Annotated in this window: 16 protein-coding genes; 8 read left to right on the top strand and 8 right to left on the bottom strand. The window is 40.8% G+C overall.

The features are described from left to right. Positions 1-30: 30 nt before the first annotated feature. From rpoD to B9T20_RS01000, 6 genes are all read left to right on the top strand, one after another. Positions 31-1,914: an RNA polymerase sigma factor RpoD gene (gene rpoD / locus B9T20_RS00975; protein WP_094489398.1), complete on the top strand. Its 1,884-nt coding sequence runs from the start codon at positions 31-33 to the stop codon at positions 1,912-1,914. 83 nt (positions 1,915-1,997) lie between these two features. After that, entirely contained in the window at positions 1,998-2,975 is a 978-nt protein-coding gene (gene dusA, locus B9T20_RS00980) for a tRNA dihydrouridine(20/20a) synthase DusA (protein WP_094489399.1), read from the top strand. A 53-nt stretch (positions 2,976-3,028) separates the two neighbouring features. Beyond that, on the top strand, positions 3,029-4,564 hold the full coding sequence (locus B9T20_RS00985) for a hypothetical protein (RefSeq protein ID WP_094489400.1): 1,536 nt from the start codon (positions 3,029-3,031) through the stop codon (positions 4,562-4,564). Between the two features lie 108 nt (positions 4,565-4,672). After that, the gene (locus B9T20_RS00990; protein ID WP_094489401.1) at positions 4,673-5,119 is read left to right on the top strand and encodes a GatB/YqeY domain-containing protein; all 447 of its coding nucleotides are present in this window, start codon (positions 4,673-4,675) and stop codon (positions 5,117-5,119) included. Next, entirely contained in the window at positions 5,120-6,853 is a 1,734-nt protein-coding gene (gene dnaG / locus B9T20_RS00995; RefSeq protein WP_094489402.1) for a DNA primase, read from the top strand. Beyond that, the gene (locus B9T20_RS01000; protein ID WP_094489403.1) at positions 6,853-7,521 is read left to right on the top strand and encodes a DUF2726 domain-containing protein; all 669 of its coding nucleotides are present in this window, start codon (positions 6,853-6,855) and stop codon (positions 7,519-7,521) included. Before dnaG ends, B9T20_RS01000 begins: the two co-directional genes overlap by 1 nt. 950 nt (positions 7,522-8,471) lie before the next feature. Here B9T20_RS01000 and ilvD read toward each other — a convergent pair. Further along, positions 8,472-10,322: a dihydroxy-acid dehydratase gene (ilvD, locus tag B9T20_RS01005; protein WP_094489404.1), complete on the bottom strand. Its 1,851-nt coding sequence runs from the start codon at positions 10,320-10,322 to the stop codon at positions 8,472-8,474. Positions 10,323-10,838: 516 nt separating this feature from the next. Here ilvD and B9T20_RS01010 point away from each other — a divergent pair. Then, entirely contained in the window at positions 10,839-11,186 is a 348-nt protein-coding gene (locus B9T20_RS01010) for a DUF485 domain-containing protein (RefSeq protein ID WP_094489405.1), read from the top strand. Further along, positions 11,173-12,882: a cation acetate symporter gene (locus B9T20_RS01015; RefSeq protein WP_094489406.1), complete on the top strand. Its 1,710-nt coding sequence runs from the start codon at positions 11,173-11,175 to the stop codon at positions 12,880-12,882. Before B9T20_RS01010 ends, B9T20_RS01015 begins: the two co-directional genes overlap by 14 nt. A 235-nt stretch (positions 12,883-13,117) precedes the next feature. On the opposite strand, the gene B9T20_RS01020 is transcribed toward B9T20_RS01015, so the two are convergent. The 7 genes from B9T20_RS01020 to B9T20_RS01050 form a co-directional block, all read right to left on the bottom strand. Further along, on the bottom strand, positions 13,118-13,960 hold the full coding sequence (locus tag B9T20_RS01020) for a 23S rRNA (adenine(2030)-N(6))-methyltransferase RlmJ (protein ID WP_094489407.1): 843 nt from the start codon (positions 13,958-13,960) through the stop codon (positions 13,118-13,120). 3 nt (positions 13,961-13,963) lie between these two features. Further along, entirely contained in the window at positions 13,964-14,848 is an 885-nt protein-coding gene (locus B9T20_RS01025; protein WP_094489408.1) for a DMT family transporter, read from the bottom strand. A gap of 1 nt (position 14,849) precedes the next feature. After that, on the bottom strand, positions 14,850-15,752 hold the full coding sequence (gene era / locus B9T20_RS01030) for a GTPase Era (protein ID WP_094489409.1): 903 nt from the start codon (positions 15,750-15,752) through the stop codon (positions 14,850-14,852). Next, a complete protein-coding gene (gene rnc / locus B9T20_RS01035; protein WP_094489410.1) occupies positions 15,749-16,423 on the bottom strand; it encodes a ribonuclease III in 675 nt (224 codons plus the stop codon). The genes era and rnc overlap by 4 nt, the downstream gene beginning before the upstream one ends. A 2-nt stretch (positions 16,424-16,425) precedes the next feature. Beyond that, a complete protein-coding gene (lepB, locus tag B9T20_RS01040; RefSeq protein WP_094489411.1) occupies positions 16,426-17,232 on the bottom strand; it encodes a signal peptidase I in 807 nt (268 codons plus the stop codon). A 15-nt stretch (positions 17,233-17,247) separates the two neighbouring features. After that, positions 17,248-19,038, bottom strand: coding sequence for a translation elongation factor 4 (gene lepA, locus B9T20_RS01045; RefSeq protein ID WP_094489412.1), 1,791 nt, complete (start codon positions 19,036-19,038; stop codon positions 17,248-17,250). An 87-nt stretch (positions 19,039-19,125) separates the two neighbouring features. Beyond that, the gene (locus B9T20_RS01050) at positions 19,126-20,346 is read right to left on the bottom strand and encodes a hypothetical protein (RefSeq protein ID WP_233491474.1); all 1,221 of its coding nucleotides are present in this window, start codon (positions 20,344-20,346) and stop codon (positions 19,126-19,128) included. Positions 20,347-20,568 lie beyond the last annotated feature (222 nt).

Here is a 20,568-nt window from a genome sequence, read left to right on the forward strand (position 1 = left end):
TTTACATTTTTGGGGTTATCGGAATTCATTATGAGTAAGCAAAATGCTTTAACAGTTAAAGAACAACAAGCACGAATTAAAGAGTTAATTGCTCAAGGTAAAGAGCAAGGTTACTTGACGTATGCTGAAATCAACGATCACCTTCCTGAAGATATCATCGATCCTGAGCAAATCGAAAGCATCATTGCCATGATCTCTGAAATGGGCATTAAGGTGAGTGACGAAGCGCCCGATATGGACAGCTTGTTATTAACGAATGACTCCATCGGCTCAGATGATGATGCCGTTGATGAAGCGGCCGCAGTATTGGTCAACATCGACAGCAGTGAAATTGGTCGCACAACTGACCCTGTGCGTATGTACATGCGTGAAATGGGTACTGTAGATTTATTGTCTCGTGATGAAGAGAAATCAATCGCCATCCGCATCGAAGAAGGTTTAAACAGCGCATTATTAAACTTAGCGAATTACTATCCTGCGGTTGATCTTTTGATCGCCCGTTATGAAGAAACATTAGAAACAGATCAGCGCCTTGGCGACATTGCCACAGGCTTTGTGGATCCTAGCTATTATTCTGAAATCGCCGAAGATAAAGATGATGAAGAATTAGAAATTGTGGATGATGAAGCACCAGCTGATGATCTTGAAGATGATGAAGAAGCCGAAGGTGGCAGTGCAGCAGCGGCAGAAACAGGTCCAAATAAAGAGATCTTTGCAGAAAAAATTGCCGAGCTCAAAGCCATCATTGCAGAAATTGATGCCCTTCGTGGTAACAAGCGCAAGAAAAACATCGATGCTTTAATTTTAGATGCTCAAGAGCGTTTAAAATCAAAATTCATCGAGTTCCGCTTAGCACCTAAAATGCAAGAAGACATGGTGGCTTTATTAAAAGAAACCATCGATCACATTCGCCCATTAGAACGTAAAATGATGAAAATCTGTATCGGCACTTGTAAAATGCCGCGCGATGCATTCATCAAAACGTTCCCACGCAATGAAACGAAAAAAGAGTGGGTTGAAGAAGTCATCAGCAGTAAACACAAATATGCCAAAGCCATTGAAGAGCATAAAGATGCCATCTTTGAGATTCAAGCACAATTGGCCAAAATTGAGAAAGCGAACAGCTTAGCCATTTTTGAAATCAAAGAGATCAACCGTGAAATCTCCATCAATGAAGCGAAAGCAAAACGTGCAAAACGTGAGATGATCGAAGCGAACTTGCGTTTGGTGATCTCCATTGCGAAAAAATATACTAACCGTGGTTTACAGTTCCTTGATCTGATTCAAGAAGGGAACATCGGTTTGATGAAAGCAGTTGATAAATTTGAATATCGCCGCGGCTTTAAATTTTCAACGTATGCCACTTGGTGGATTCGTCAAGCGATCACGCGTTCAATCGCCGATCAAGCGCGCACCATCCGTATTCCTGTGCACATGATCGAAACCATCAATAAGTTAAACCGTATTTCTCGCCAAATGTTACAAGACATGGGCCGTGAAGCAACGCCAGAAGAACTCGCGGAAGCGATGGGTTTACCTGAAGATCGCATTCGTAAAGTGTTGAAGATCGCTAAAGAACCGATCTCAATGGAAACACCTGTGGGTGATGATGAAGATTCACATTTAGGTGACTTCATTGAAGATACCGGCATGGTCTCTCCATTAGAAGCGGCCACAAGCGTTGGTTTAAGTGAAGCCACGCGTGAAGTGTTAGAAACATTGACGCCAAGAGAAGCCAAAGTGCTTCGCATGCGTTTTGGTATTGACATGAATACCGATCACACTTTAGAAGAAGTGGGCAAACAATTTGATGTCACGCGTGAACGTATTCGTCAGATCGAGGCCAAAGCCCTTCGTAAATTGCGTCATCCAAACCGTTCTGAAAGCTTACGCAGCTTTATGGACAATGACTAAGCATCACTTAATTGCTTAACGTCTTTAAAACCTCTTAACATTTTAAGAGGTTTTACTTTTTAATATTCCCCGAGATTGTCATTATGAACCATTATCACCGTTTCAGTGTTGCGCCGATGCTCAATTGGACCGACCGCCATTGCCGTTATTTTTACCGTTTGATGAGCCAAAAAGCCTTGCTATACACAGAAATGGTGACCACCGGTGCCATTTTACATGGGGATACAGACATGCATTTGCGCTTTGATGCCAAAGAAGCGCCGATTGCCTTGCAATTGGGCGGCTCAGATCCTAAAGATTTACAAGCGGCCGCAAAAATTGCCGAAGATTATGGTTATACAGAGATCAATTTAAACTGTGGTTGCCCATCAGATCGCGTGCAAAAAGGTCGATTTGGCGCATGTTTGATGACAGAGCCTGAGTTGGTGGCTGAATGTTTTGATGCCATGCAAAGTGCTGTGACGATTCCCGTCACCATTAAAAATCGCATTGGCATTGATCATCAAGATGATTATGCCTTTGTCCATCGTTTCATTGATGTGGTGAGTCAAGCAGGGTGCAAAACATTTACGGTCCATGCTCGTAAAGCTTGGTTATCCGGTTTGTCCCCAAAAGAGAACCGCGAAATTCCACCTTTAGACTATGATCGTGTGTATCAGTTAAAAAACGATTTCCCAGAATTAATGCTAATCTTAAATGGCGGTATAGAGTCGCCCGAAGCGGGTTTAAATGTGATGGAAAATTTAGATGGTGTCATGCTTGGGCGCGCCGTTTACCATTCACCATTTTTAATGAATGAAGTGGATCATCTCTATTTTGGTGATGAAGCCTCTGATCAATCGCCGTTTGATGTTTTGGCTGCATTTAGATCTTATGTAGAAGAGCAATTGTCCACTGGCGTTAGGATTCATCACATGGGACGACATATACTTGGACTATTTAATGGCTACCCAAAAAGTCGCCAATGGCGCCGCCACCTCAGTGAAAATATGTTTAAAGATGATGCGGATTTTACCGTATTTGAAGAGGCCGTGAAAAAAGCCTTCGATAGAATTTTATAATGATTTTCATTGTGATATGATATGACGCGATTTAACCAAGGAAATAACATACTATGAAAAAAACAATTTTAGCTGTCGCTTTACCTTTGATCATTTATGGTTGCTCTGATGAGTCTAGCAATCTTTCAAATACCGATAAATTCAAAACTTTTGAACAAAACTACCTTGCTGCAACACAAACTGTGATTAACAAATCCACAGAGTTCAGCACAGGCACCGTGGCGTATGAAGCAAACTTTAGCAACAATAATGATCAAGTTTCCTTACAAGATCAATTTGTGTATACAGACAATCAAAATGGCGCATCCATTGAATACAACATTGCCTCAAAAGCCAATGTGGATTTAGCAAAATACAATCCTGACAATGGCCGCGCGTTGATTAAAGGGCAGGCCAATGGCGGCGTGTTGATCGATGTACAAGCGGCAGGTGAAACGGTTAAATTAGACAATTTATTTGCCAATGCAGATTATGAAGGCACATTAGACGAGAAGGCCAAAACCTTTTCTTACAATGTCAAAATGGCTAAAAACACGGTACCTGTATTATTGAGTGATGTGGCCATTGCTGAATTGACACTCAATGATTTTACCAATGACATCGTATTGAACTTCAACAAAGATTACAGTGATTTAACTGCATTGAAATCTGGCTCTGAAGGCAAAAGCATTCAAATTAAACCAACCGGCGAATTGGCCAAAGAAGTGGATGCGAACATTGATTTAATCAAATTAGTGTCAAGCACAAACTATCAAGCCAGCCCATTAAAATATGAAACCATCGCATCTTTAGGCAATTTATCAATTGCGGCAAAAGAGCAAAACAATGGGGAATCTTTTAAAATTGATTTGGCTAAAATTGAAGCGAAAAGTGGCATTTATGAAGAGAAAGGTTTACTCTCAGGTGATGTGGTTTACTATGTAGGTAACATCGCAGTCACAAAAGATCAATCTCCAAAGCTTGATTTTGGCACCATCTCTTTTGATACTAACGTCAAAGGCATCAAAAACATCAAAAATTGGAAGGCTTTAATTGAACAAGCAAACGCATTATCTTCACAAGATCCATCTGACATGAATGAAGCAGAAGCGCAAGAATTTTTGAAAACGATCGCCTCTTTGTTCACTAAAGATACCCGTTTGAACATGAGCTTTGAAAACAAATTAACCATTGGCGATGAACTCAAAGCGAGCATTGCATTCCAACCTTCTGAAAAATTGGTGGCATTGTTACAAGAAGGCCCTGATGCTATGGAAGCTGCATTTGAAAACCAAACGCCAGCGGATTTAATTGATGCATTCATCAATGAATTCTCTTTCAAAGGTAAAGTAACAGAAGATTACATCATTGCACAATATGAAAAATTCTTAACTTTAAACAACCAAGAGACATCTTCAGCGAAAAAAGATGTGCAAGGTGCCATTCAAATGGTGATGATGGTAGTGGGCATGCAATCTGCACAATTGGGTGCATCGCCACTTGAATACAAAGAAAGAACCTTGTTTATGGACATCGAGTTCAAACAAGGCACTTGGAACATCAATGGTCAAAAATTAACCACAGCAGAAATTTTTGCAGCCTTTCAATAAATCTGAATTGACGCAAAAAAATTAAGCAAAAGCCCTCGATTGAGGGCTTTTTTTCTGCTAACTTCACAGATTCGTTCTATAATATTGTTTTTGAGAAGGAGTAAAGCAATGAGCTTAAAAGCTAGAATCATGGAAGACATCAAAACCGCAATGCGTGAGAAAAACAAAGAAAAACTCGCAACTTTGCGTTTGATCAGTGCAGAAATCAAACAAGTTGAAGTGGATCAACGCATTGAGATGGATGATGCCGCAGTCACAGCAGTGTTGGTGCGCATGGTCAAGCAACGTAAAGAGTCCATTGATCAATTCCAAAAAGCGGCACGTTTAGATTTAGTTGCACAAGAAGAATCTGAATTGTCCATCATCATGCCATATTTACCAGAGCAAATGAGCCAAGAAGATGTAGAAGCAGCCATCAGCGAAGCGATTAAAGCCACAGGTGCTTTGACCATGAAAGACATGGGTAAAGTCATGGGCGTATTAAAGCCACAATTAGAAGGCAAAGCGGACATGGGCGTTGTGAGTAAATTGTTAAAAGCAGCCTTGAATTCATAAATGAGTAAAGGCTACATTCCCAATCAATTTGTTGATGAAGTCATCGGGCGCGTTGATATTGTTGAGATCATCAATCAACGCGTACCCCTAAAAAAGATGGGCAATAGCTTTAAAGCGTGTTGTCCATTTCATCAAGAAAAATCACCATCGTTTATGGTCAATCAAAGTAAACAGTTGTATCACTGTTTTGGTTGTGGTGCGAAGGGCAATGTGGTCACTTTTTTAATGGAGTACGAGAAACTAGAGTTCATCGAATCCATTGAATACTTAGCCCATCATGAAGGAATGGTGGTGCCATATGAACGACGATCAAATGTATCGCCGGAAGCAGAAAAACGGACACAAACCACATTAACAGCATTGGAAGAAGCCAATCAATTTTTCCAACGTGAATTGGCTAAACCCAATCATCAACATGCACGCGATTATTTAGCCAACCGCGATTTAAACAGCGAAGACATTGCACGCTTTAACATCGGCTTTGCGCCAGACAGCTGGAATGCATTGTTGATGACTTTAAAATCAAAAGGCGCCAGCGAAAAAACATTGGAAGAGGCAGGGCTCATCATTCCTGCACAAAACAAAGTCAATCACTTTTATGATCGCTTTCGTGATCGCGTGATGTTTCCGATCCGTAATCGCAAAGGGCAAACCATTGCTTTTGGTGGCCGGATCATTGGGGCTGGCGAACCGAAATATTTAAACTCACCAGAAACATCTGTTTTCCATAAAGGCAAAGAACTTTATGGACTGTATGAATTGCGCCGTGATGTGCGCAATTATCATGAGATCCTTGTGGTGGAAGGCTATATGGATGTGGTGATGATGTCGCATTTTGGCATTCAAAATGTGGTGGCAACACTTGGGACAGCAATGTCAAACACACAAGTAGCCAATTTATTTCGTTATACGCATTCCATTGTTTTTTGTTTTGATGGCGATGAGGCAGGGCAGAAGGCTGCCTATAAAGCCATGGAAAATGCATTGCCTGTGATGCAAGTGGATAAAGAGATTAAATTTCTCTTTTTACCTGATCGCCATGATCCGGACAGCTACTTAAAAGCCCATGGACAAGCGGCATTTTTAACATTGGTGAATGAAGCATTGTCATTGAGTGAATATCTCTTTCACTATTTTGAACAGCGTTATTCATTAGAGAGCATCGAAGGGCGCTCGCAACTGTTAACGGATATGGGCACTTTGATCAACTCAATGCCAGACATTCCGCTTCGGGATTTATTGCGCATCGAGCTTGGTAAAAAAGCCAATGTTTCTGCCAGTATTTTAGATAAACATGTCAGCTCTGGCGTTGTGGCAAAACCCATGCGCAAAATGGTGCAACCTCAAGGTCAGAATTTGGTGGAGCGCGGCATTATTTTGCTCTTAAATAATCTAAATTTGGCTAAAACGATTCATAATTATGAATTTTTGCTCGATAGTGAAGAAAAAGGTGCTAATATTCTTTATCTGATCGTCACAACCATTGTGGATCATCCTGAGATCAAAACAGCAGCGCAATTGCTTGGCCGTTTTCAAAATGAACCTTGGATTCAATATGTTGAATCATTAAGTGTACTGGATCACATGCTAGATCCAAAATTGCATCAATCAGAATATATGGATGCCATGCGCCGTTTGGCCAAACGCGCTGATCCACGTAAACAGGTTTTGGCCAAATTTGCTCAAGGCTTGCCATTGAGTGCTGAAGAACTCAAGTTATTGAAACTTAATTAATGTTTAATCTGTTCAGTCAATTCAATCTAAGTGCCATCGGCATTGCAGCTTTATGTACTGTAATGATTGTGGTGGCTTTGATGCCGAAAAAAAATCAACAAAAAAAATCACAGCGCATCGAACCCACTGTGGCCACGCAAATGCCACAAAAGAAGCCAAAATCCAAATCAGAAAGAACGGCGCGTGAATATCCAACTTTTAAAGATCAACAGCAAGTTTTTACTGAAAAGTCTAAACGGGAAGCTGCCGTACAAGCTGCAACTTTTGAAAAACATAGTTTGATGAACGTTGGCGAGACCATTGCATTTGAGCGCGTACAAAATATTTTGCGCTACAATAAAATCCCATTGCATGTTTATCCGCAAGTGCCATTGATGGCATTCATTGAAGAAACCACAGATGCGGATTATGTCTTACAATTGCAAAAAGGTTTGCGTCCGGATTTTGTCCTGACTGATTTACAATACAATGTTGTGGCTGTCATCGAAATCAATGGCAATGGACATCATGATAAATTTGATGAGACCAAAACCATGATCTTAAATTCAGTGGGCATTGAAGTCATCAATGTGGATACAAATGGTTGGAATCGATCTGGATCTGTCACATATCAAAATCATGTGATCGCAAAAATTGATGCTGCAATGGAAATGTATTTATCCCAATAAGCATATAGTCATGAATTAACCCCATGGTTTCAATATAGATATAATTTCCACTTCTATATATTATGTTAAATTATATTAATACAATGGAAATACACTTTCACTATGATCATTTGACATTGTTCTCTATTGGATGAAGGTTCTTTATTGGATTAACATCATCGCATTTTAAACCTGGGCGTTGTCGTTATTGATATTTAATACTGAATGAGTAAACCTCTTAAGTTTGTTTGCTTTTTACCTCATAAGAGCTTATTGACTCAAGAACCAAACCATAATTCTTCGTTTTGTCATTAGACATACAATGATTGATGGGATTTTTTTAGAAATGATCCATAAAAATATACGTGCTCAGTTTTTCTAGAAGCGACCTAATAGACACATTGGAGAATTCTACGCGCGTACGATGACATTTTTCAGGTGTATTATTCTGCCCTATCACCATATATTTTAGTTATTTTTGTGTTGAATTTGATTGTGAATTGTATGTTGGTGTTGTTGAGGATGTATTTTAATGCTAAAATATTTTGACCGACGGTCAGTTGGTATACCAAGAACTCTTTGCAAAATAGATGGGCTGCAATTGAAATGGATGGCTAATAAAGATTGAAAATCGCATTGGCGTCAATTCTGGTTAAAAATGAATGGCGCTCATCATAACACATTCTGATTAAATGCCATCTAATTTTATATTTTGTGTGAATAGATTCATAACACTTTTAGTCACTTATAATGCAGTCCTTCGAACCAAATTAAAAGAATTTATGGGCAATTTTATTGCCCTCTTCACTTGCATTTAAATACTGATTTTGACATCGGGTGTTTAATAATTTATTTGATATTTTGTAGTTTTTTATTGTTCGCGTTTTTCTGATATTTTTTATTAATCTATATTGACCGACGGTCAGTCATTTAGTATAGATTAAAAAGCCCACTTTCATGGGCTTAAAAATTTATTTTAATTTTGCCAAACGGCTCACATCCCTAACAGCGCCAAACGCTGCAGATGTTGCCAATGCACCATACACTTGTAACGCTGGGGAAACTTTACGTGTACGCACTTCTTTCGGAACAAATCCCATTTGGGCTTGTGCTGCCAATCGTGCTTCAATCTCTTCTGGCGCAACATTTAAATGAATTTTACGCTCAGGAATGTCAATGATGATTTCATCTCCTGTTTCCACAATCGCAATGATGCCACCATCAGCCGCTTCGGGTGATGCATGACCAATGGATAAACCAGAGGTTCCGCCGGAGAATCGACCATCGGTTAACAAGGCACATGCCTTCCCTAACCCTTTGGATTTTAAGTAAGATGTTGGGTACAACATCTCTTGCATGCCAGGACCACCTTTTGGACCTTCATAGCGAATGATCACAACTTCGCCTGCTTTGACCTCATCATTCAAAATGCCTTTAACCGCAGAATCTTGGCTTTCATACACTCGTGCACGGCCAGTGAATTTTAAAATGGACTCATCAACGCCCGCTGTTTTTACAATACAGCCATCTTTTGCTAAGTTGCCATACAATACGGCAATGCCACCATCTTGGCTGTAAGCATGTTCACCACTTCTGATGCAGCCATTTTCACGGTCTGTATCCAATGATTCAAAATAACGATCTTGGCTGAATGCTTCTGTTGTACGCACGCCACCGGGAGCTGATTGATAAAAATGTTGAACATTTTCATCCATTTGTGTCATCACATCCCAACGATCAATGGCATCTTTTAATGTCGGTGCATGCACGGTTGGGCAATCGGTGTGCAATAAATTCATGCGCGCCAGCTCACCTAAAATACCGATGATCCCACCTGCACGGTGCACATCTTCCATGTGATATCGACTGGTGGAAGGTGAAACTTTAGATAAATGTGGCACTTTGCGGGACAAACGATCAATGTCTTGCATGGTAAAATCAACGCCCGCTTCATGCGCTGCCGCCAATAGATGCAATACTGTGTTGCTCGATCCGCCCATGGCAATGTCAAGCATCATGGCATTTTCAAAAGCTTTGAAAGATGCAATCGAACGCGGCAACACTTGCTTATTGTCATTATCATAATAATCACGTGTATTTTTCACGATGAGACGCGCTGCTTCTAAAAAGAGTTCTTGGCGATTTTTATGGGTGGCAACCAACGAACCATTGCCTGGCAATGATAAACCTAAAGCTTCTGTCAAGCAGTTCATAGAGTTTGCAGTAAACATCCCTGAACATGAACCACATGTTGGACATGCATTTTCCTCAATCGCTTGGACTTTGTCATCCGCTTCACGATCATCGGCTGCCATGACCATGGCATCCACCAAATCAAGGCGCAACTTTTCATTGTTCCAAGTGAGTTTACCCGACTCCATTGGGCCACCGGATACAAAAATGGTTGGAATGTTCAAACGCATCGATGCCATCAACATCCCCGGCGTGATTTTATCGCAGTTTGAAATACAGATCATGGCATCTACACAATGAGCATTGACCATATATTCTACAGAGTCTGCGATCAGATCACGACTTGGCAGAGAGTATAACATGCCATCATGCCCCATTGCAATGCCATCATCCACGGCAATGGTGTTAAATTCTTTGGCAACGCCACCGGCTTTTTCAATTTCACGCGCCACCATTTGACCTAAATCTTTCAGATGCACGTGCCCTGGCACAAATTGTGTGAAAGAGTTAACAACGGCAATGATCGGTTTTTTAAAATCTTCATTGTTCATTCCTGTGGCACGCCACAACGCACGTGCCCCCGCCATATTACGACCTTGGGTCGATGTATGCGAACGATATTTCGGCATAGTTTTTCCCTGCTGTTCTAAATTCTATTAAATATTCCCTGCTCTAAAAAATTTTAGAGTGATTGCCACTCACAAATCATTGATCAATTTAGGTTTTGATCCATTTTGCCTTTTGGGCGATCTCCATGATGGTTCTAATTATATAGCACGCTTATCTAGCGAAAATCAACTCTAAAGCCGTATTCTAGGCACTTTGTTGACTTTGTGTAGGCACTCAAGTGCAAAAGTCTTTGAAAAATTAGGGAAAATCATCACAATACTGATCAAAAACTATACATATTCTACTCATTAACTCATTGTAATTAAATATAACCATCAATATTTTAAAGCTAAGATAATCATCTTCAGATGGATCAATTATTTAAATGATCACCGTTTTTATTTGCAAAATTTTTAAAAATTCGTATCTTCTCATTAAGGAGGTGTTTTATATATTAAAAAATATGCATCAAACATACATGAGAAATTTAATTCATTAAAACAATACAACAACAAGTAAAATTTGAGGAGGACCCTATGTCTAATGCTGTAGAACAGGATCGCCAATATGATGTCATTGTGCATCGTATCTACAATGATCCGCGATTCAAAGAGATGGTGGCCAAAAAACAGAGATTCAGTCTCTGGCTACTGCTGCTCACATTAGGTTTTTATATTTTGATCATCATTGGCGTTGCCTTTGCACCTGATCTCGTTGGATTGCCGATGGCATCTGACATGGTGACCACGTGGGGCATTCCTGCGGGATTCTTTTTGATCATTTGGACCATTTTAATGACAGGCTATTACGTCTATCGCACCAATACTTATTATGATCCGATGACGGAAAAGTTGTTAAAGGAGATCGCCAATGAAATTAAATAATGTCTTTAAACAATTGTTGTGCTTAGCCATTTTGGGCGTTGGCAGTTTTGCCCTAGCACAAACAACGGGCGGCGGGAAAAACTGGACTGCCATCATCATGTTCTTCGTCTTTGTCTTTGCAACGATCGCCATTACTTTTTGGGCATCGAATAAAACAAAATCTGCCTCTGACTTCTACACAGCAGGTGGTGGCATTTCTGGCTTTCAAAATGGTTTGGCAATTGCAGGTGACTATTTATCATCCGCTTCATTCCTTGGCATTTCTGCCTTAGTGTTTGCATCGGGTTACGATGGCTTAATCTACTCATTTGGTTTCTTCATTGGTTGGCCGGTGATTTTATTTTTGATGGCAGAGCGCTTTAGAAACTTAGGTCGCTTCACATTTGCGGACGTAACAGCGTTTCGTTTGAATCAAACTCCAATTCGTATTTTGGCCGTCTTCTCCACAATGGCCATCGTATTGTTATATTTGATCGCACAAATGGTGGGTGCAGGTAAATTGATCGAATTGCTCTTTGGCTTAAACTACAACATTGCGGTCTTCATCGTTGGTATTTTAATGATGATCTACGTATTGTTAGGCGGTATGTTGGCAACAACATGGGTACAAATGATCAAAGCCGTTTTAATTTTGATCGGCGCCACTTTCATGTCCGTTGTGGTTTTATATTGGGTGGGCTTTAACCTTGAAACTTTATTTGTTGAAGCCACAGATGTTCACAATGCCGGCACAGCATTGATGAAACCAGGCTTAGCGTATTCCAACCCAATCGATACCATCTCTTTAGGCATTGGTTTGATGTTTGGTACGGCAGGTTTACCGCACATTTTGATGCGTTTCTTTACCGTTAAAGATGCAAAAGAAGCAAGAAAATCAGCATTGTATGCCACAGGCTTCATTGGTTACTTCTATTTATTGATGTTCATCATCGGCTTTGGCGCGATCTTATATGTGACCGGCAAACCTGAATACACCAACGCAGATGGCTTAATTGTGGGCGGCGCAAACATGGTGGCGATCCATTTATCGCACGCTGTGGGCGGTAATGTTTTATTGGGCTTCATGTCTGCTGTGACATTTGCAACATTGGTTGCCGTTGTTGCAGGTTTAACTTTATCGGGCGCATCTGCCATCAGTCATGACTTCTATGCCAACGTTATCAAAAAAGGCAAACCTGTCATGAAAACTGAGTTGATGATTTCTCGCATCACAACCGCATCTTTGGGCATCATTGCCATTTTATTGGGTTTATTATTTGAACATCAAAACGTTGCATTCTTGGTGGGCTTAGCCTTCTCGATTGCGGCCTCTGCAAACTTCCCATTATTGTTCTTATCCATGTATTGGAAACGCTTGACCACAAAAGGCGCGGTCATTGGTGGTGCGGCAGGCTTAATCAGTGCGGTATTGATGATCCTCTTTGGCCCAGAAGTTTGGGTGAAAGTTTTGGGTCACGACAACCCATTGTTCCCATACAATAACCCTGCTTTATTCTCCATTCCGATTGCATTCATTGTCACATTTGTGGTTTCCTCCATGGATAACTCACAACAAGCGGAAGAAGAACGCGCGAAATTCATCAGCCAATATGTGCGTTCACAAGTGGGCGGCGAAGGCATCTCTGAAGCGATTCAACAATATCGCCAAGTGAATCATCCTGAGTTTTTCAGTGAAGAAAAAAACAAAGCATCTTAAAATTTAATCGAACATCATGATCATTCATCCATACCTGAACATTGTGTCAGGTATTTTTTTACCAAAAATGATGATGAATCATAGTCATTTTAAATTGTAATGAAATGTTAATATTCGCTACAATGATTTCAGTTTCATGGACTGTTGTGAAACTTAATCTATACGATTACTCTCCTTACAAAAAAGCCCTAAAAATATTTTAGGGCTTTTTCTTATGCATGAATGCGTGCAATCTTTAAGGGATTTTATAATCCAACGTCGAAGTGGCACCATGATCAACACCTAAATGTTTAACCAATGCTGGCAATACACTTTCCAATTCTTTTTTCAAAGTATACGGCGGATTGACAATGAACATGCCGCTGCCAAACATACCAAATTGATCACCTTTAGGTTCTGTGACAGAAAGCGTGACATTAAGATAATTATCCTTAAACAATCGTTCCAATTTATTGGGCAAATTCAAACTTTCATTGCGTGGCAGCAACGGATACCAAACCATATAACAACCCGTTGAAAAACGCTCATGCGCTTCTTGCAATGTTTTGATCACCGTTTGATAATCTTTTTTATCTTCATACGGTGGGTCAATCAATACCACAGCACGGCGTGACGATGGCGGCAATAAGCCAATCAAACCTTTAAAGCCATCCGTGATGCCCACTTGGTACTTGACGCCTTGCCCTTTCATATTATTGATGAGAATTTCTGAATCCGTTGGATGCAATTCAAAGAGCTTCATGCGATCGGTGCTGCGCACCAACTTTTGGGCAATCACAGGTGAACCTGGATAAAAGCGTTTTTTACCCGTTTGAAATTGATTGATGAACAATAAAAAATCATCCAATGCTTTGGGCAAATCATCTGCTTGTTGCAATGTCCCAATGCCCGCTTCATATTCACCTGTTTTTTCCGCAAAGGGATGATGCGTATCATACAAGCCTGCGCCAGAATGGGTATCAATGTACCAATACGGTTTATCTTTTTGATTATAATAGTTTAAAACAGAAAACAGCACAAAGTGCTTAAGGGCATCTGCATGATTGCCCGCATGAAAGCCATGACGATAACTCAGCATAAATTATTTAGACTCAAAATAAGTGATGTAAAGGAGCGCGGCAACCATAATGATTGCGCCCATCCAAAATTGTGTGCCCACCGTCCAGCCAAAAAAGATGAAACCCAACAGCGTGTTCAACGGTAGTTTTAGATAGTCAAAGGGTTGAATGTAAATGGCATCGGCTACATGATACGCTTTGACTAAAGTAAATTGTGCAATCATGGTTAAAAAACCAAGCACCAATAAATAGCCCATTAATCCCAAATCCCACACCAAATGATCCACTTTTAATGCATGCGTGAAATTATCCGTCAATGCCAGCACTAAATTGATGGGAAACATGATGAGGTAAAGATAAAAAAGCAGCGTTAGCGGATGATCTTTATCAGCTAAGTATTTAATCAATAATGAATAAATGGCCCAAAAGAAGGCCGCAGCCAATGGCAAAAATGCCACATAATTCATGGCCGCATAACTTGGGTTTAAAATGAGAATGGCGCCCACAAACCCCATTAACGTCACTAAAATTCGTACCCAAGTGGCCTTTTCTTTTAAAAATAAGAATGCGCCAATGCTCGCAAATAACGGTGAAGTCATCAGCAAAGCCACGCCTTCCCCAATCGGAAACTGAAGGTTTAAGGCTTTCACCCAAAGCTGAACCCCAACAATGGCAGCCAAAATGCGTAAAAAGTGAATCCAAAAACGCTCAGTTTTAGCGACTGTTTTCAGCCCAGCTTTTAAAAAAGTGGGCAGTAAAAAACAGAAAGCAAAACTGTATTGAAAAAAAGCAATCCAACTTGAGCTGATGGGATACTGCTGACTGATGTACGGCGTGATCACATTGATGGCAGCAAAGGCAATACCTGTGGCCATCATCCAACAAGCACCCATCATTGGTTTTTGCATATTACAACTCTGTACCCATATAACCTAAGGCATTGAGTGAACGTTCATCATCTGACCAACCTTGACGAACTTTCACAAATGCTTTTAAAAATACTTTTTTCTCAAACAATTTTTCTAGATCTTGACGCGCTTGTGTGCTCGCTTCTTTGAGTGTCACACCGCTTTTACCAATCACGATGCCCTTTTGACTTTCGCGCTCAACCCAAACAATGGCATTGATGCGAATGATTTCAGCTTCCACTTCAAAGCTTTCGATTTCAACGGTCAATGCATATGGAATCTCTTGATTCAAGCGACGCGTTAACTTCTCACGCAACACTTCACTGGCTAAAAAGGCACTCGATGCTGTGGTGATTTCATCTTCACTGAATAAAAAGGGTTGCTCAGGCAAATAATGGGTTAAGGATTTGATCACCAATTTCATCTGTTTTTCATCCAATGCAGAGATCGGAATGCATTCAGCAAATTGATATTTGCTCATCATTTCAGATAAAAATGGAAACAATGCTTCCTTATCTTTAACATGATCAATTTTATTGACCACCAAAATCACTGGTTTATCAATGTATTTTAAACGTTTTAATGCCAAGGCATCATCATCGGTGAATTTTAAAGCTTCCACCATAAATAAAATCACATCGGCCATTTCAAGCGAACTGGTGGCGGTTTTATTTAAATGACGGTTCAATGCTGAATGTTCTGCGACGTGCAAGCCTGGTGTATCAATGAAGATTGCTTGGCAATAATGATCTGTGTAGATGCCCGTAATGGCATGACGTGTGGTTTGTGGCTTACTTGATGTAATGCTCACTTTTTGACCAATCAAACGATTCATCAATGTGGATTTGCCCACATTCGGTCGGCCAATGATGGAAACGTAGCCTGAGTGTTGGTTTTGATTCATAGTAACTTATCAAGCATCAACTGGGCGGCATTCTGCTCTGCCCTTTTTTTGCTTGTTCCTTCTGCGATTGTTGTAAATGATTGAGCATGACACGCCACTTTAAAGCTTTGAGCGTGGTCTTGTCCTTCAATGGCCACGATCTCATACTCTGGTATCGATTTATTGATGGCTTGTAAATGCTCTTGTAAACGGCTCTTTGGATCCTTCACAGATTCTGTGATGCATTGGAAAGAGCGCTCATTGATGGTGTGTAACTCCGCTTCATATAGGCGTAAAATCATGGCCTTGGCCGTTTCAAAGTTGCTGTCTAAAAAGACCGCAGCAATGATTGCTTCCACCGTGTCTGCTAAAATGCTTGCTCGCTTTGCCCCATCGTTTTTACGCTCACCATAGCTGATCACCAAATGTTTTTGTAAATCTAAGGATTTTGCAATGGTGTGCAGTGTCTCTTCCTTCACTAAGTGGGCGCGAATGTTTGACAACTCGCCCTCTTTCGCATCCGGAAAACGCTCATACAATGCATGGGCAATTGTGAAATTTAAGCAGCCATCTCCCAAAAACTCTAAACGTTCATTGTGAACGCGGGAAACTGAGCGGTGAACCAACGCTTGTTTTAAAAGCGCAATGTTCGTAAATTGGTATCCGAGTTTTTCTTGTAGTCGATCAATCATAACTATTTCAATACAGTGAAAATATGATCACAATCTTTCAATTGCGTTACACATTTGTAATTCATCCAAATAAAATTGGCTTTACCCACCAATTGATTGTCATTGACAAAGCCCCAATAACGGCTGTCTAAACTATTATCGCGGTTATCGCCAAAAGCCAAGTATTGTCCATCTGGCACTTTAAACGGAAATGGGCGCAAAATGTCCAAACCGGCATCTGCACGCGTCAAGTATGGCAACTGTTGTACGCCATGCTCAACGATGCCATCTTTAGATGGCAGGTATTCTTTAAAGATCAAATCTGATTCCGGCTCAAGGGCTGGGCCAACATATTCATATTTAACCGGTACACCATTGATGGTGAGCATTTTATCTTTATAATCCACCACATCACCCGGCAAGCCCACAATACGCTTAATGTAATTAATGCGCTCATCTTTAGGGTATTTAAACACGGCAATGTCACCGCGCTCAACGCCATCACCAGCTTTGCTGAAAATGCGCTCATTGGTGATCGGATAACGCAAACCAAATGACCAACGATTGGCCACGATCATATCACCGGCATATAATGTCGGCTGCATTGAGCCACTTGGGATGATGAACGGCTCTGCGATGAATGTACGCAGTACCGTCAAAAAGAGAACAACCGGAAACAAAAATGCTGCCCAATCCACCAGTGCCGGCAATTTTGTATCCTTTGCGCGCTTTTTCTTAAAATATAAGCGATCAATGAGCAGAATTAAACCCGTCACAGGCACTGCAAACACAATGGCAATCGCCAAGTAATGCGTGAATTGGGAAAACATCGTAATATCCTTTGTCTATTTATCAACTTGCAATACAGCTAAGAAGGCAGATTGTGGAATTTCCACATTACCCACTTGCTTCATGCGTTTTTTACCCGCTTTTTGTTTCTCGAGTAATTTGCGCTTACGGCTCACGTCACCGCCGTAACATTTGGCCAATACGTCTTTACGCATCGCTTTAACAGTGCTTCTTGCGATGATCTGTGCACCAATCGCCGCCTGAATGGCGATGTCAAACATCTGGCGTGGAATCAACTCTTTCATTTTTTCCACCAAATCGCGACCACGATACACCGCATTGTCTTTATGCACAATGAGCGCTAATGCATCGACCGTTTCACCATTGATGAGGATGTCCACTTTCGCAAGGTTTGCCGCTTCGTAGCGCACAAACTCATAATCAAAAGAAGCGTAACCGCGAGACACTGATTTTAAGCGGTCAAAGAAGTCAAGCACCACTTCACTCATGGGCAATTCAAATTGCAATTGCACTTGGGAACCTGCGTATACAATGTTCTTTTGCACGCCGCGCTTTTCCACACACAATGTGATGATGTTGCCTAAATACTCTTGTGGCGTCAAAATATTGGCACGAATGATCGGCTCACGGATTTCACTGATTTTATTGGGTGCAGGTAAATCATTCGGGTTATCAATCAACACCACTTCGCCATCGGTTTTTTCTAATTCATAAATCACCGTCGGCGCTGTTGTGATCAAATCCAAATCATATTCACGCTCTAAACGCTCTTGAATGATCTCCATATGCAACATGCCTAAGAAGCCACAACGGAAACCAAAGCCAAGCGCTTGAGAAGATTCTGGCTCAAAGTTTAATGAGGCATCGTTTAAGCGCAATTTTTGTAATGCTTCACGTAAATTTTCATACTCAGATGAATCCACTGGGAACAAACCTGAGAATACGCGGGATTGCACTTTTTGGAAGCCTGGCACAGCTTCTGTGGCTGGATTGTTTTCCAAGGTTAATGTATCGCCCACTGGCACGCCATCAATCTCTTTAATCCCAGCGATCACAAAGCCCACTTGACCGGCAGATAATTCTGTTTTATCTAAACGTTTTGGTGTAAACACACCCACATGACTCACTTGATAGCTACGCTTTGTGCTCATCACTTGCATTTTATCACGCACACGAAGTGTTCCTTCAAAGATGCGCACCAAAGAGATGACGCCCACATATGGGTCAAACCATGAATCAATGATCAATGCTTTTAATGGCGCATTCGGATCACCTTTTGGCGCAGGGATTTTTTGCACCAATGTTTCAAGCACATCTTCAACGCCCATACCAGTTTTAGCGGAGCACGTCACAGCATCCATTGCTTCAATGCCAATGATGTCTTCAATCTCAGCAGCCACCTTCATCGGATCAGCTGCTGGTAAGTCAATCTTATTTAAAACAGGCACCACTTCTAAACCATGATCAATCGCCGTATAACAGTTGGCCACAGATTGTGCTTCAACGCCTTGCGCGGCATCCACCACCAAAAGCGCTCCTTCACAAGCAAAAAGTGAGCGAGACACTTCATAAGAGAAGTCAACGTGTCCTGGCGTATCGATGAAGTTCAAATGGTAAACTTCCCCATTTTTAGCTTTATAGTCCAACGACACAGAGTGTGCTTTAATCGTAATGCCACGTTCACGCTCAATGTCCATGGAGTCTAATACTTGAGCCTCCATTTCTCGTTCACTCAAACCATCACAAATTTGGATAAAACGATCGGCGATCGTGGATTTACCATGATCAATATGGGCAATAATGGAAAAGTTTCTAATGTTCTTCATGCAGTTAATGTCTACCAAAGTAAAGAGGAGAGAACTCTATATGATTCCTCTCCTAAATTCAAATAACAGCTTACAATTATAATGGAATTACTGAGCTTTTGTTGAGTTTTTCTCAAGGTATGCTTTGTAGGCGCGATTGAACTCATTTGGCAAAGGCTTAAGTACACCTAAATACTCATACAGCTCCGTTTGATATAAGCGATGCTGATATTTATGTGCTTTACTGCTAAATGGATACGCCACACAATACAAGAAGGCAAAGAGCGACACCACAAACAACAATAAGCTCATTAAATTTGGCGAAGGCGGCGGTGCACCAAATTGATTGTTCCCTTCAATCCCAGGCATTGAGAAGAGCAAAATCGCCCCGATGATCATAGCAGCATACACCACCCATTTGATGATGGCATCAATCTGCTGTAAAAAATGACGTTGGCTCGTTTGGGCTAAATAATCTTTCAACTCTGCCTTTAAAGCAAAATATTGCTCGCTCATGCTGTGTTCTCTAACAAAGAGCTCAGCAAACTGCACTTGAGCATCTTTAAGCACATAATAGTTTTGCACAAACAGACTGAAGATTAAGGTGAAGATCAAAATCGTCACAAATGCCATTTTACCAATCGATAAATTATCAATGTCACAAAAACGCTGACTGACAATCATCAACATAAATGTAATTGCAAAAAAAATGAAGAAAAAAGAGATGATGAAACTTGCACTGCCTAACGCATCATATAGATAAAGCGGCAAAATATTGAGGCAACCAAATAAAATGGCAAATGCCAAAGTGATTCGGTACAGAAAATATAAACGCCCAATGCGCACACCACTATGCAATAAAGGCGGCGTTGGAGCAATGTCACGATCATCAATCTCAATATTATGATTGGGATTTGCACGGGTTTTGGCAATGCGCTTCATCTTCTCAACACGATTGCTTTCTAACTCAGAAACATCATCCGTGTGGCGCATCAATGTCAATTCTTCAGGTGCTTTCAAATAATCTTTTGCGGCTAATTTTCGCTCAGTATGAGTCGGCGAATGATCAGTCGCCGCAGGTTTAGCGTTAGGCGCAATGGTTTGTGTTCGCGTAACCTCCGGCATTGATAACTCAGGCATTAGGTCATCGACATCTAAATCAATGTCTGCAATTAAACCCGCATCTGCCAATGCTGTTTGATATTCAATGGCATCACCTTCAGACAAACCGGTGATCAACACAATCGATTGACCCCCTTTTGCAAAAAACCTCTGATAAACCTCTTCGGTCGTTTGATCAAAAAGATCAGACAAATTTTCAAGGATCATCTTTTGATCAACCGTGCGATCAACCTTTCCTCGAAAAACGACTTTGTATTTCATAAAACCTTTTACACTCTAATGAATTAAGACAATTAAAAAAAGTTCTTAAATGAAAACCACTCGTGTCATCACTTAAAAACTGAAGTATATAAAATAAAATGGGCAGTGAGCATTTAAATTAGATCAAATAATACTCAAAAAATAGGAAGTGCCATACATTATATAATT

This window comes from Wohlfahrtiimonas sp. G9077 (assembly GCF_002252155.1).
Taxonomy (GTDB): domain Bacteria; phylum Pseudomonadota; class Gammaproteobacteria; order Cardiobacteriales; family Wohlfahrtiimonadaceae; genus Wohlfahrtiimonas.

Coding starts and splice junctions, on each gene's coding strand:
- rpoD (WP_094489398.1), top strand. CDS start 31: ATGAGTAAGCAAAATGCTTTAACAGTTAAAGAACAACAAGCACGAATT.
- dusA (WP_094489399.1), top strand. CDS start 1,998: ATGAACCATTATCACCGTTTCAGTGTTGCGCCGATGCTCAATTGGACC.
- B9T20_RS00985 (WP_094489400.1), top strand. CDS start 3,029: ATGAAAAAAACAATTTTAGCTGTCGCTTTACCTTTGATCATTTATGGT.
- B9T20_RS00990 (WP_094489401.1), top strand. CDS start 4,673: ATGAGCTTAAAAGCTAGAATCATGGAAGACATCAAAACCGCAATGCGT.
- dnaG (WP_094489402.1), top strand. CDS start 5,120: ATGAGTAAAGGCTACATTCCCAATCAATTTGTTGATGAAGTCATCGGG.
- B9T20_RS01000 (WP_094489403.1), top strand. CDS start 6,853: ATGTTTAATCTGTTCAGTCAATTCAATCTAAGTGCCATCGGCATTGCA.
- ilvD (WP_094489404.1), bottom strand. CDS start 10,322: ATGCCGAAATATCGTTCGCATACATCGACCCAAGGTCGTAATATGGCG.
- B9T20_RS01010 (WP_094489405.1), top strand. CDS start 10,839: ATGTCTAATGCTGTAGAACAGGATCGCCAATATGATGTCATTGTGCAT.
- B9T20_RS01015 (WP_094489406.1), top strand. CDS start 11,173: ATGAAATTAAATAATGTCTTTAAACAATTGTTGTGCTTAGCCATTTTG.
- B9T20_RS01020 (WP_094489407.1), bottom strand. CDS start 13,960: ATGCTGAGTTATCGTCATGGCTTTCATGCGGGCAATCATGCAGATGCC.
- B9T20_RS01025 (WP_094489408.1), bottom strand. CDS start 14,848: ATGCAAAAACCAATGATGGGTGCTTGTTGGATGATGGCCACAGGTATT.
- era (WP_094489409.1), bottom strand. CDS start 15,752: ATGAATCAAAACCAACACTCAGGCTACGTTTCCATCATTGGCCGACCG.
- rnc (WP_094489410.1), bottom strand. CDS start 16,423: ATGATTGATCGACTACAAGAAAAACTCGGATACCAATTTACGAACATT.
- lepB (WP_094489411.1), bottom strand. CDS start 17,232: ATGTTTTCCCAATTCACGCATTACTTGGCGATTGCCATTGTGTTTGCA.
- lepA (WP_094489412.1), bottom strand. CDS start 19,038: ATGAAGAACATTAGAAACTTTTCCATTATTGCCCATATTGATCATGGT.
- B9T20_RS01050 (WP_233491474.1), bottom strand. CDS start 20,346: ATGATCCTTGAAAATTTGTCTGATCTTTTTGATCAAACGACCGAAGAG.